This window comes from Lysinibacillus sp. AR18-8, from assembly GCF_001705465.1.
Taxonomy (GTDB): Bacteria; Bacillota; Bacilli; order Bacillales_A; family Planococcaceae; genus Lysinibacillus; species Lysinibacillus capsici.
This window is the reverse complement of record NZ_MDGU01000002.1, coordinates 1-13149: the sequence shown is the minus strand read 5'-3', so window position 1 is coordinate 13149 and position 13149 is coordinate 1. Positions and strand designations below refer to the sequence as shown.

10 protein-coding genes are annotated in these 13149 nt (G+C 37.6%); 2 read left to right on the top strand and 8 right to left on the bottom strand.

Features of this window, described 5'->3' with window-relative positions; translation table 11 throughout:
* A partial coding sequence (locus BFM98_RS24610) for a transposase (RefSeq protein WP_483306191.1) occupies positions 1–107 on the top strand: 107 nt, incomplete at its 5' end.
* Positions 108–273: 166 nt separating this feature from the next.
* Here the strand turns inward: BFM98_RS24610 and BFM98_RS00765 are convergent.
* From BFM98_RS00765 to BFM98_RS00740, 6 genes are all read right to left on the bottom strand, one after another.
* Positions 274–1029, bottom strand: coding sequence for a TerC family protein (locus BFM98_RS00765; RefSeq protein WP_054549805.1), 756 nt, complete (start codon positions 1027–1029; stop codon positions 274–276).
* Positions 1030–1354: 325 nt separating this feature from the next.
* Complete coding sequence (locus tag BFM98_RS00760; protein ID WP_054549804.1) at positions 1355–2440, bottom strand: SDR family oxidoreductase; 1086 nt, start codon at positions 2438–2440, stop codon at positions 1355–1357.
* A gap of 19 nt (positions 2441–2459) precedes the next feature.
* Positions 2460–5513: an efflux RND transporter permease subunit gene (locus BFM98_RS00755; RefSeq protein ID WP_066036263.1), complete on the bottom strand. Its 3054-nt coding sequence runs from the start codon at positions 5511–5513 to the stop codon at positions 2460–2462.
* 195 nt (positions 5514–5708) lie between these two features.
* A complete protein-coding gene (locus BFM98_RS00750) occupies positions 5709–7286 on the bottom strand; it encodes a peptide chain release factor 3 (protein ID WP_048392002.1) in 1578 nt (525 codons plus the stop codon).
* Positions 7287–7421: 135 nt separating this feature from the next.
* Positions 7422–8888, bottom strand: coding sequence for a UDP-N-acetylmuramoyl-L-alanyl-D-glutamate--2,6-diaminopimelate ligase (locus BFM98_RS00745; RefSeq protein WP_054549802.1), 1467 nt, complete (start codon positions 8886–8888; stop codon positions 7422–7424).
* 318 nt (positions 8889–9206) lie between these two features.
* A complete protein-coding gene (locus BFM98_RS00740) occupies positions 9207–10595 on the bottom strand; it encodes an aldehyde dehydrogenase (protein WP_054549801.1) in 1389 nt (462 codons plus the stop codon).
* Between the two features lie 210 nt (positions 10596–10805).
* Between BFM98_RS00740 and BFM98_RS23755 the strand changes: the two genes are divergently transcribed.
* Complete coding sequence (locus BFM98_RS23755) at positions 10806–10961, top strand: hypothetical protein (RefSeq protein ID WP_004224556.1); 156 nt, start codon at positions 10806–10808, stop codon at positions 10959–10961.
* A 46-nt stretch (positions 10962–11007) separates the two neighbouring features.
* Here BFM98_RS23755 and ssuE read toward each other — a convergent pair whose 3' ends face one another.
* The gene (gene ssuE, locus BFM98_RS00735) at positions 11008–11541 is read right to left on the bottom strand and encodes an NADPH-dependent FMN reductase (RefSeq protein ID WP_048392005.1); all 534 of its coding nucleotides are present in this window, start codon (positions 11539–11541) and stop codon (positions 11008–11010) included.
* Between the two features lie 162 nt (positions 11542–11703).
* Entirely contained in the window at positions 11704–13041 is a 1338-nt protein-coding gene (lpdA, locus tag BFM98_RS00730; RefSeq protein WP_066036264.1) for a dihydrolipoyl dehydrogenase, read from the bottom strand.
* Between the last annotated feature and the right edge of the window lie 108 nt (positions 13042–13149).

The window sequence follows — 13149 nt, the reverse complement described above, 5'->3', positions numbered from 1 at the left end:
GATGGACAACCTTAAGAGGTATAAAAAAATTGTCCATGCAAGCGATGCTTACTTTTGCTGCCATGAATTTAAAGAAACTGGCTACTTGGACGTGGCAAGTAGCTTAAGAGAGCAACTATGCTCGAAGAGTATGTTGGATTTGGTAATCTATTACCAAATATCAGGACGACATAGGAAGAAAAATGATAAAAGCCCTCGAGAGTGAACTTCTCGAGGGCTTTTGTCTACAGTCTGAGAGGAATAGTGATAACTATTCCTCCAACGTTCATCTACTTATTTTTTCTTTCTTACACCGACTAAATAGCCGACAAAAGCAATACCTACTAGGACAATCCAGAATGTTAACTCCCATGCCGTGGAATGTGGAAATTCTTTAGGCAATATTCCCACCTTCTCATGTGCCAATGTTAAGACAACTAACTTCACACCTACCCAGCCAACGATTAGAAATGCCGCTGTTTCAAGTGAAGGGTAATCATTTAATATTTTTACAAACCATTGGGCCGCAAACCGCATCATAATGACACCAATAAATCCGCCAAGGAGCATCACAATGAACTGACCGCCATTGATGCCACCAATATCAAATTCACCTAAGTGTGGCAAAGTTACAGCAATTGCAACGGCTGCTAGCATCGAATCAATAGCAAATGCTATATCGGCAGCCTCTACTTTTAGTACTGTTAACCAGAAACCAGAACCCTTTTTTCCACCATTTTCGGTTGCTGCTTCTTCTTCATCTTTATGTTTTCGTAAATCATATATATTTTTCGCAGACATAAATAATAGATAAGCTGCACCGACCGCTTGTATTTGCCAATAATTTACTAAAACTGTAATAACAAATAATGCGGAGAATCGGAATATCAATGCTCCAAATAGTCCATAAAATAACGCCTTTTTTTGCTGCTCTTGTGGTAAATGCTTCACCATAACAGCCATTACTACCGCGTTATCAGCTGCTAGTAATCCCTCTAATACAACAAGGACAATTAACACCCAGCCATATTGTAGTAAAATCGCTTCCATTCTAGTGCCTCCTCTAAGCTCTCTATACCCTCAATGACCCTGTCATTCAAGTATAAAAGAAAAAAACCCCTGCCCTAATTCAGGCAAAGGTCTCGCTAAGTAAATTCGTACCCTTTCTATTTATGGTACTTCAATCTACACGTCATACGTATAGAGCCATTCACTATCACACCCGATGGTTGTACCATGTCTTGACGAATGTGAAACCAGGGAAAGTTAATTACCTGTTAGCTACTCCCCTTTGACAAATTGTCGAAGGTATCTTCTTTCAAATATTATAGCACTATCATTTACAACTGACAAAAATATCTATATGTTTTTTTCGTTACTTAATCTGAATTTGATAGCTCTTCTCTTCCTTATGTGCTAAATAAAACTCAATCATTTTTGGCATCGTCTGTATAAAATCAGGACATGTAATACCACCTTTTTGTAAGATATGATATGCTTCAGTCGTATCAAATGAGGCATTCCATGTTAAATAATCTAATGTTTCTTGTTCGACACCTAATTTTTTTCGAATAAATGGAATCTGCAATGAAAGCTTAGCCAATGTAAATGGTAAACGTCCTTTTGGATAAGAATTTGTAACTAGTTTCACCATTGTACGGTATACCTCCTGTACAGGGTGAGGATTAGGATCAGTTAAATGAAGTGTCTTCCCTTCTGCACTCTGTTCACTAACCAGAAAAGTAGAAGCATTTATAATATAATCAACTGGCACTACATTAATTGTCGATGAAGTTTGACCAATGTACGGAATAAAAGGTAAACCCTTTAAACGTTCAACTAAGTTTAAGAAGAAATAAGGACCATCAAATTTAATGGTTTCACCAGTTTGGGAATGACCACGAACAATTCCAGGTCTAATTATTGTCAATGGTATTTCCGATTTTAAATCTTCTACTCGGTGCTCAGCCTCATATTTTGTTTCCTCATAGTGGTTTTTAAATGCTCTTGGTCGAATTAATTCATTTTCACGCAGTATGCCCTCACGTGTACCAGCCACATAGGCAGTGCTGAAATACATATAGCGCTGTATATTTGGTAAGGTGCGAACAAAATCATTAACCATTGTTGTACCATGAACATTTACCTTCCAGGCAATATCACGTGGTACAGCTAAATCATAGATAGCAGCTAAATGCCAAAGCACTTCAATTTTCGGTACAATTTCTTTGATGATTTGATTTTCTAATCCAAGGTTTGGTAGTGTAATATCGCCTTCCACAATTCGAATCGAACAGTCAGGAAAATCCTCTAATATTTTGTTTTTTTCTTTATGTGCCTTTATGGTTTCACCAGCCAATACGATGGTAATTACTTGTTGTGCTTGTTTCTTTTGAAATAATGCTCGAATTAGTTGACTCGAAATGAAACCAGGAAAACCTGTAAAAAAATGAACCTTCATCTCCCATTCCCCCTTGAACCTAGTGCATCTTTCTTGTATCTTTATCCATTAAACTGTAAATGATCGGTACAATATACAGTGTCAGTAAAGTTGAGGTCACAAGCCCTCCGATAACAGCAATCCCCATTGGCTGATTCATCTCGGTCCCTTCTCCAATGCCCAGTGCGAGTGGTAAAAGCCCTAAAATAGTTGTTAAGGCTGTCATTAAAATTGGACGAAGCCGATCTTGGGTAGCAAGTAAAATTGCCTCATAAGCTGGCATGCCCATTGCCTTTTGCTGATTAATATAATCTACCAGCACAATACCGTTATTTACGACTATTCCTACTAGTACTAGGATACCGATAACTGAGGTTACACCAATTAAAGTATTTGTTAGGAACATAGCTATCGCCACACCAATGATCATTAATGGAACAGTAAACATGATAACAAACGGATATTTAAATGACTCAAATTGAGCTGCCATCACAATATATACAAGCACGATGGCTAGCATCACAGCTAGTAACATATCATCAATTGCACTATCATAGAGCTCTCTGTCCCCACTGAACACAACTTGAGTAGTAGATGGTAAATTAACTTGTTCTAATGCTTTATCTACTTTTGCAGAGATTCCTCCCAACGATTCCTTTGTTTCATAATCTACAAAAAAGGCCACTGCTGCTGCTTGATCAGAACGACGAATGGATACCGGCCCCTCTTGTATAGAAACAGTAGCCACTTCCTCTAATTTTACAAATAATCCTGCTGGCGAACGCAGCTGCATGGCTTTTAAAGCATCTATACTCGTATTAAATGACTGCCCAAAACCTGTATAAACGGGTAATACTGCACCGTCATCAGTAATCAATTGGGACGTTAATTGACCTTTTGTCATTTGATTTACAGTTTGAGCGATTTGTGCTGGAGCAAAACCATAGTCTTTTGCTTTTTCACGATTAACCTCAATTTGAATCTCTTGAACAGTATTATCTAAATCCGTAGAGACATTTGTCACTTGCTGAATCGCTAGTAGTTCCTGCTGCACTTTCTTAACAGTTTGCTGTAGCCTCTGTTCATCGGAATCTGTTAAACGGAATGTTAAGGTGTGTGGTGACGATCCTGTAGCTGTCGATACATTAAATGTAATTTCAGCTTGCTCTTCAAGCTCTCCCTGTATATCTTGTTCTAGCTCTTCTACAAATTTAAAAATGGAACGTTGCCTTTCTGCTAATGGGACAAGCTTTACATATATCTCAGCTTGGTTGGCGCTAGTTTGTCCACGTGCTTGGGATTGTTGTGTACCGCCAATTAAACTAACATACACATCTACATCCTTTTCCTGCTTTAAACGTTCCTCAATTTGCTTAACAATCTTTTCTGTTTCTGATACAGCGACACCTTTTTCAAGATTGACACTTATAGAGGTGAACCCCTCATCTGTAGGCGGTAAAAATTCAGTACCTATTCTAGTCAGTCCAAACAAAGAAAGACTAAAGCAAACCACTGTAAAAAGCAGTATAAGCATTCGATGCTTTAGTACCCATACAATTGACGCCTTGTAATGCCTATAAAAACGTGATTTACTGCGTTGTACATAAAAATTATTGTTTTTCATTTTTAAAAGTCGACTTGCTAGCATCGGAACGACTGTAAGCGCAACTACTAAAGATGCAATTAAGCTGAATGAGATTGTTAAGGCAAACTCTGTAAATATTTGACCAATCAATCCTTCGATGAACATAACAGGAATGAATACTGCTATTGTGGTTAAAGTGGAAGCTGTAATGGCAAGGGCTACTTCCTTTGTTCCTTCCTTTGCTGCAGTTATCGGGTCTTTTTCTAGTCCTAGATGTCTTTCTATATTCTCAATAACGACTATGGCATTATCCACAAGCATACCAATTCCAAGTGCCAGAGCACCTAATGTCATAATATTGAGGGAAAAATCCGCAAAAAACATCAAAACAAATGTGACAATAACGGAGTAAGGAATCGCAATACCAATAATGATCGGACTCTTTACACTACGTAAAAAAACAAATAGGATGAACATCGCAAATAATCCACCTAAAAGTAAGGAAGAGCCAATATTACTAATCGCTAAATCCACATAATTACCTTGATCAATTAAAATATCTGCTGTGATACCTTTATACTGATCTTTCTTTAGTAATGTCTCTAAGGCCTTCTGGAAATCCTTAGAAACCTCTGCCGTATTTGCACCAGATTCCTGTAATACAGACATAAGAACAGCTGGATGCTCATTTGCTCGTGTTGTGGTAATAGATTGTTGTTCTGTCCTCTCAACGGTTGCAAGATCACCAATGGTTAATGATTTGCCCGTTAAAGGGTCCACCGAAACAATTAAATTGGCAATGCTTTCCGGAGAAGATAATGTGCTAACTATACGTGTTGTTAGCATTTTGCCATCATCTGTTGAAACAGGCTCACCAGGAAGAGACACATTATTCGCTTGAACTATTTGCATCACGTCTGTCTGAGTCAAGCCTTTTTCAACTAGCTTTGCTTCATCCAATTCTATTTGGATTTCATCAATCAATTTGCCAGAAACATTCACACTGGCAACACCCTCTGTCCGTAGCAGTTCCTTCTCTAAGTGCTCTGCTAATACACGTACATCTACTTGATTATTTTCCGCACGTAAAGACAGCTGAATAATAGGAAATTGAGACGGATCAAATTTTAGGAAACTAGGCTTGCCAGCATCATTAGGCAATGGGGTCATATCAATTCGCTGTAAAATATCAAGTTGGACAACATCCATATTTGTGGACCAGTTGAACTCAAGCACAATTAAATTGGAGCCTTCCTGTGAGGTTGACTGGATTTTTTTGATACCAGGTAAGGTGGCAAGTGTAGCCTCTAATGGCTTCGTTATCTTTTCATTTACCTCCGTCGGGCTTGCCCCAGGATAAGAGGTGACAACCACTCCAATAGGAGGATTTAACTCTGGAATTAACGTAATCGGTATTTTTAATAAAAATACACCGCCTAGTATGATGACAAAAAGCATAGTAACAATCGTAAAGACAGGTCTTTTAATAGAAAAATGACTAATATTCATATAAACAAACTCCTTTTCTACCTCTTCCTTTCTATGATAGCCGAAAAGGAGATTATTTTATAAATAAGCTCCTGTTATTGAGATACTATCTCTAAGGAAACTTATATTTCCTAATAATGTATATATTCTACAAACAGTGTCATTTTTCCTTGCAAAAAAACACGAATCGCAAAATTGTCGATTCGTGTTTTATAATTATAAAAGGCTATAAAGTTTAATGTTTTCGTTTTTATCTGCAAACCAACGCATAGCGAACTCATTTTCAAATAGGAAAACAAGATTGTCAAAACGGTCTTTTACAAGCATTGATCGACCTGATGACATTGATTCTTTGACATCCTCTTCATTTTCAATCCAGCGTGCGATTTTCGAACCAATTGGCTCCATTTTTACTTCCACATTGTATTCATTTTTCATACGATGTTCAAATACTTCAAATTGTAATTGACCAACTGCTCCAAGTATAACTTCCTCTGTATGCAGCGTTTTATAGTATTGAATAGCACCCTCTTGCACTAATTGTAAAATCCCTTTATGGAATTGCTTTGATTTCATAACGTTCTTCGCCGTGACACGGACGAATAATTCTGGTGTAAACTGTGGTAATTTTTCAAATTGGAATGTTTTCTTGCCACCTACAACAGTGTCTCCAATTTGGTATGTTCCTGTATCATATAAACCAATAATATCGCCAGCAACTGCTTCATCTACTGTCTCACGATCATCTGCAAGGAACTGTGTAGATTGTGTGACTTTAAATGACTTCCCTGTACGAGATAACGTCATATTCATTCCACGTTCAAATTTACCAGAAACAATACGTACAAAGGCAATACGATCACGGTGTGCTGGATTCATATTGGCCTGAATCTTGAAAATAAAACCTGAAAACTCATCATGCTCCACAGGATCAATAAACTGCTCATCTTCAGTAATTCTTGGCTGTGGCGTCGGTGCGAATTGTAAATAGGTTTCCAGGAAAGTTTGAACACCAAAGTTCGTTAATGCTGAACCAAAGAATACAGGTGTTAATTCCCCACGACGAATTTTTTCCTCAGAATATGCATTCCCCGCTTCATCTAAAAGTAAAATATCGTCCATTGCTTGTGAATAATAAGAAGTCACCTTCATTGGATGCTCCACAGCAAGCTCCCCATTGTCGTCAATTGGTAAGAAACGTTCCGCTTCATCTGTACGGAATTGCTCAATGCGTTTATTGTAACGATCATAAATACCAAGGAACTCTTTACCCATACCGATTGGCCAGTTCATAGGATATGCATTGATACCTAATACCTCTTCAAGCTCTTCGATCAATTCAAGCGGCTCTTTCCCTTGACGGTCTAACTTATTAATAAATGTAAAAATAGGAATACCACGCATTTTACAAACCTTAAATAGCTTTAAAGTCTGTGCCTCGATCCCTTTGGCAGCATCCACTACCATGACAGCACTATCTACAGCCATCAATGTACGATATGTGTCTTCCGAGAAATCTTGGTGACCAGGGGTATCCAAGATATTCACACGAGAGCCGTTATAATCGAATTGCATGACAGATGAAGTAACCGAAATCCCACGTTGTTTTTCGATCTCCATCCAGTCCGATGTTGCAAATTTACCTGTTTTTTTACCTTTTACTGTACCTGCATCACGAATAGCACCACCAAAAAGTAAAAGCTTTTCTGTAATCGTCGTTTTCCCAGCATCAGGGTGACTGATAATGGCAAAAGTACGACGCGATAGTATATCTTGTTCTAAATTTGAATTCATCTCGTCATTCTCCTTTTTTCATACTTAATAATAATAAAAGAAGACTTGCCTTTCGTACAACCTTTTTACATGAAATCTCAAAAAAGAAAACCCTTTAGTTACAACTAAAAGGGTTTCCTAAGAATTTAGCTTTCATCACACGAATTTTAATCGGCCTGCTTCTATCGCAATTTCTGCATCACTATGTGGAAATTTTGTATTTTCGATAATTTGATAATCCTCATGGCCTTTACCAGCAAAAATAATCATGTCACCCGGTTCAGCAATTTCAATCGCATGGCGCACTGCCTCTGCACGATCTCCAATACAAGCATAATTATCATGAAGCATACCTTTAGCAAGATCGCCTGTAATACTATCGAAGTCTTCATAGCGTGGATCATCTGTCGTTAAAATAACATATTCCGCAGCAGACGCTTTTTCAGCCATGGCAGGACGCTTTGATTTATCACGATTGCCACCTGTTCCAACTAAGAAAATCAACTTGCCCTTTTTATAAGGTTGCGCTGCTTGAATTGCCTTTTCAATTGCATCTGGAGTATGGGCATAATCAATAAAAATTTGCACAGGTAGATCTGAACATACTTTCTCCATACGACCCTTGACTGGCGGTAGTTGCTCGATTTGTTCAATAATGGACTCCATTGAATAGCCCCTACCATAAAACGCAATCATGGCTGCCAATACATTATAAATATTAAATTCCCCAAGCAAATTCATTTTTACACGATAAATTCCTTCAGGCATTTCCACGTCAAATGATGTCATATAGTCGTGATATTCACAGTTAATGGCGCGGAAATCAGCATTTTCATTTTTTAAACCATATGTCCACACTGGAAATGGTGTCATTGCAGCATATCTCTCTGACCAAGCATCGTCTGCATTCAACACAACAAATTTATTTTTTTCTAAATCTTGTCCAAGTTGGGAAAATAATAAGCCTTTTGCATGGCCATATTCCTCCATCGTACCATGGAAATCAAGATGATCGTGCGTTAGATTCGTAAAAATAGCGATATCATAATCAACACCTGCTAAACGTCCAAGTGCTAACCCGTGTGATGAAACTTCCATTGTCATTAATCGACAGCCTTCCATTTTTGCACGGAAAATCATTTGTTGTGTCGATAACGCATCACTCGTTGTATTAGCTGATTCATATAAAATTCCATTTAAATTAAAGCCAATTGTGCCTGATAAAGCCGATTTCTCGCCCATACCATGCATTATATTTTGAATAATTCCTGTTACGGATGTTTTACCATTCGTTCCCGTTACACCAATCATCGTTATGTCCTTTGAAGGATAATCAAAGAACTTTGCAGCTAGTAAACCTACTGCACGATCTGTATCTTTCACAATCACTTGTGCGATTGTCTCTCCTAACGGTAATTCTCGCTCCGTCACAACAATTGTTGCGCCACCATCTACAGCCTTTTGCGCATAATCATGCCCATCTACTGTATACCCTTTGATACAAACAAACATGCTATTTGGTTGCACACTTCTTGAATCTACTACGATATCGCTAACCTGATCTGGCAGCACGCCAATTATTTTTTTCAAAGGTAATGCGCTTAACAATTCCTCTGCATACATTTCATAATCCTCCAATCAATCTCTACACTCATGTCATCATTCTTAATAATCGACAAAAAACGACAATATGAAATCCCCCACGTTCTATTGAACTTATTTTACTACTTATTTCATGATAAATAAAATGCCTCTCTAGTGTTTTTTCAACGAAACCGCTTTCATTTGAGGAAAAAATCATGTTTTCTTCAAATTTTCATTTATAATCACCAATCGGCATTTTTCGACATAACGAGAAAAGGTTATTTAGAGAACACTTGTCTATGCATGGTAAGGTTATAGTTACAATGGAGGCATCAAGAAGATACCTCCATTGTTAAACTATTTCATAATTGAGCGCACAATTTTCACTTTCTGTTTATATGGCGGGAACAACACATTTGTCTCCAGCTTGGAAGATTTCTTCAAGATAGATTTCGGGTGAGTAAAGTTTTCAAAGCTCGCTTTGCCATGGTATGCTTTCACACCTGATGGACCTACACCACCAAATGGTAAATGTAAATTTCCAACATGTGTGATGGTGTCGTTAATACATCCCCCACCAAATGGTAATTCTTCTAAAAAGTATTGCATGGCTTTTTCATGTTCTGAGAAGAAGTATGCCGCTAAAGGCTTTGGTAATTGCCGGATTTGATGAATGGCAAGTGGCAAATCATTATACATCATAACAGGTAAGATAGGACCAAATAGTTCTTCCTGCATGGATGGACTTGTCCATTTTACATATTCAACTATTGTAGGTTCAATATATAAATCATCCCGATCTATTCGTCCACCATATGTAATGGCATCACGTTCGTCCACAATTATTTGCTGTAAACGATCAAATTGTTTTAAATTAACGATACGTCCATAATCAGGGCTTTTTAAAGGATTTTTGCCATAAAACGAACGGATTGTTTCTTTTAATATTTTCATAAAACGGTCATAAACGTCTTTGTGTACAAGCAGATAATCAGGGGCCACACATGTCTGTCCAGTATTAGTAAATTTACCCCACACAATCCGCTTTGCTGCTACCTCTAGATTTGCTGTTTGATCGACAATTGCTGGACTTTTGCCACCAAGCTCTAACGCAACTGGTGTCAAACGTTCTGCAGCAGCTTTTGCTACTACTTTACCAACGGCTACACTACCTGTAAAAAAGATATAATCGAAGGAAGCATGAATAAGAGCCGTAACCTCTTCCTTTTCGCCTTCCACGACACGTACATATGAAGACGGGAATGTTTCCTCAATGATTTTTTTCACAATGACTGCTGTGTGTACAGAGGTTTCTGATGGTTTGACGATTGCTGTGTTTCCTCCAACTATGGCGCCAATCAGTGGCTCCATTACAAGTTGGAATGGATAATTAAATGGCCCAATAATTAACGTTACGCCATAGGGCTCACGAACAATAAAGCTCTTGCCCATTTGATATTGTATTGGTGTTTTGACTGCTTCTGGTTCCATCCATTCTTCTACATGTTTTACCATATATGAAATACTATCTAATACAATGCCAATTTCTGTTGCATACGCTTCAAATTCACTTTTACGAAGGTCTAAGTAAAGCGCATTTAATATTTCCTTCTCATATTTCAAAATTGAAGTTTTTAATTTCTTTAATTGCTCTTTTCTAAATTTCACACTTTTTGTAGCACGTGAAAAATAAAATTGACGTTGCTCTGTAATCATATTTTCCACATCTTGTGACGTAAAATTCATCAATAAAGCACCCCTTTTTTTAAAATGGCATACATAGTTTTTTCATTTTGAAACAAACTATCTTTGTCTATACGATACAACATCGAGAGGCAAAAATCCTCTTTCTACATCGAGGGGGTGAAATAGCAATATGTGAAATGAAATGTTTTAGTTTTTTCATCTCGGGAAATATACAACTACATATTAAAACCGAAACGGGGGCGTAGATGAATGACAACAACAACAGGAACATGGTGGGAGTCCATTTTTTCTGGACCATTATCGCATGGAATTTGTGAAGAAAAAATATTGCTATTGCAAGATGAGGCTTTCTTATATCTCTCTACAATACCTGTGGAGAATGAAGAAAATCCAGAAGGAAATTAAAAAATAACGCATTATAGGATGCCCCTATAATGCGTTTTTATTTATTCTAATTAACAATGAATGCTTGCTGCAATTGATTTAATTGTGCTTCAAGTCTACTGATAGCCTCTTCTTCTATCGCAAAGCCGCCCTCTTCCAAACGTATAATTTGTTTATCTACAATGTAAACAGAATTGGTAATGGAAGTGGCTCCTAGTACAGCTAATACTGGCTTTAATGCATATTCCAATGCCAACAAATGACTGATCGAACCTCCTACAGCAATGGGGAGTATAGCCTTATCGAGCAAGGCTTTTTGCGGTAGTAGATCCAAGTAAGTCTTCAAAATACCTGTATAGGATGCTTTATAAATTGGTGTAAGGATGACAATAAAATCTGCTTCCTTAACATGCTCATTTTCAGACTGTATTTGCTTACTAGAAAAATTCGCTGTTAATAAATCTGTAGCTGGGAGCTCATGTATATAATTTGAGTGAACCTCTACTCCTTGTGCAATGAAATGATTCTCCACCTTTTCATGAATGGCGGTAACTCTAGAATTTTTCGAATTACTTCCATTAATAATGACTGCTTTTGTCATCTTGCCCACTCCTTTTAGCAATGTTATAAAAAAGGCCCCTATTCTACAAATCGATGAAACATCGTTTTGTAAAATAGAAGCCTCTAGATGTCTAGTTAACTTAAATTCCTAGTATTCTTATAAAATTAATTTAACATAAATTTCTAGAATGTCAACAGCTTTTTATTGGTGTATTGCTTTCCCAAACACAGCTTTAGCCACATCTCCAATATGCTCCGATACAGTAGGATGTGGAAAAATCATATGTGCAAGTGTTAGAGCTGTACCACCAGCATTTTTTGTTGCTAATAGTGCATTAAGTATTTCTGTTGCACCATCAGCTACTACACAAGCCCCTAAAATTTGCCCATTATCCTTAGATGAAATTAGCTTGACAAAGCCTTCAGTATTCCCCTCCATTAATGCCTTTGGGTTTGTTTGTAGTGGCATTTTGGTTACAATGTACGGTGCCTTGACTTGCTCTTCTAGTAAACCAAATGTAGCAATTTCAGGGTTTGTATAAACACAACGTGGAATGCTTGTTTGATCAATTGGTATTGGTTGATTTCCTACAATATAATCGACAACGTAAATTCCTTCAGCACTGGCAGAATGTGCAAGTTGATAACCACCCACTAAGTCACCTATCGCATAAATATTCGGCAGGCTTGTTTCAAAATGCTCATTAACAGCGATTAATCGACCATCAAAAGCTAATCCTAGTTGCTCAGCAATTTCTATATTGGGACGACGTCCAGTAGCAAATAAAAGGTTTTCATATGTATAAGATCCTTTAGATGTATGAATGATATTACCTTCAAATTTTTCAAATTGAAAATCTATCACAAGTTCAATACCAAGTTTCTTCATCTTTTCTCGAATCAGCGGTCTTGCATCCGCCTCTTCCGTTTGTAAAATATCCTCGCTATGATTAAGCACTGTTACCTTTGTACCAAGTGGTGCTAAACTAAACGCCATTTCAATGGCAATTACGCCCCCGCCAATGATTGTTAGCTGGGCTGGAAGCTTGTCTATCTCAAAAAATGTGTCCGTCGTATAGTAGGTGGATGTCTCTAACCCTTCGAATCGTGGAACAAAGGGTTTACTACCTGTCGCTAAAATTATATCTGATGCCATTATCGTCTCATTCCCGATAGTTATCGTTAAGTCCTTTACGATTGAAGCTTCACCACGATATAAAGTTATATGATTATCGATAATATATTGCTCAATGTTTGTTAGTAGTTCATGAATAATTGTATCTTTCCGTTGCATTAGTCGAGGAAAATTAATTTCCACTTTAGGCACTTCTATTCCCCAGCTATTCCCTCTTTTTATTTCCTGCACAAGTTTACTATGCTCCAATAAAATCTTTGATGGAATGCAGCCAACATTATAGCAGGCTCCTCCCAATTTATCTCGTTCGATGAGTGCTACTTTTTTGCCATTCTTGGCTGCATGTATGGCAGCCACATAGCCACCTGGTCCCGCTCCAATAATAGCAATATCAAAATTTTCCATAATTTTCACCTCATGTACCACCATATCATTTGCAAATTTTGAATGCAATGACAGACATAGTAAAAGCCTTTCATTACAATGAAAGGCCCAGACTGTAGACAAAAGCCC

What these genes read in the sequence shown, in the direction of transcription:
- BFM98_RS23755 (WP_004224556.1), top strand. Translation starts at nt 10,806, where the DNA reads ATGACAACAACAACAGGAACATGGTGGGAGTCCATTTTTTCTGGACCA.
- ssuE (WP_048392005.1), bottom strand. Translation starts at nt 11,541, where the DNA reads ATGACAAAAGCAGTCATTATTAATGGAAGTAATTCGAAAAATTCTAGA.
- lpdA (WP_066036264.1), bottom strand. Translation starts at nt 13,041, where the DNA reads ATGGAAAATTTTGATATTGCTATTATTGGAGCGGGACCAGGTGGCTAT.
- BFM98_RS00765 (WP_054549805.1), bottom strand. Translation starts at nt 1,029, where the DNA reads ATGGAAGCGATTTTACTACAATATGGCTGGGTGTTAATTGTCCTTGTT.
- BFM98_RS00745 (WP_054549802.1), bottom strand. Translation starts at nt 8,888, where the DNA reads ATGTATGCAGAGGAATTGTTAAGCGCATTACCTTTGAAAAAAATAATT.
- BFM98_RS00740 (WP_054549801.1), bottom strand. Translation starts at nt 10,595, where the DNA reads ATGAATTTTACGTCACAAGATGTGGAAAATATGATTACAGAGCAACGT.
- BFM98_RS00750 (WP_048392002.1), bottom strand. Translation starts at nt 7,286, where the DNA reads ATGAATTCAAATTTAGAACAAGATATACTATCGCGTCGTACTTTTGCC.
- BFM98_RS00755 (WP_066036263.1), bottom strand. Translation starts at nt 5,513, where the DNA reads ATGAATATTAGTCATTTTTCTATTAAAAGACCTGTCTTTACGATTGTT.
- BFM98_RS00760 (WP_054549804.1), bottom strand. Translation starts at nt 2,440, where the DNA reads ATGAAGGTTCATTTTTTTACAGGTTTTCCTGGTTTCATTTCGAGTCAA.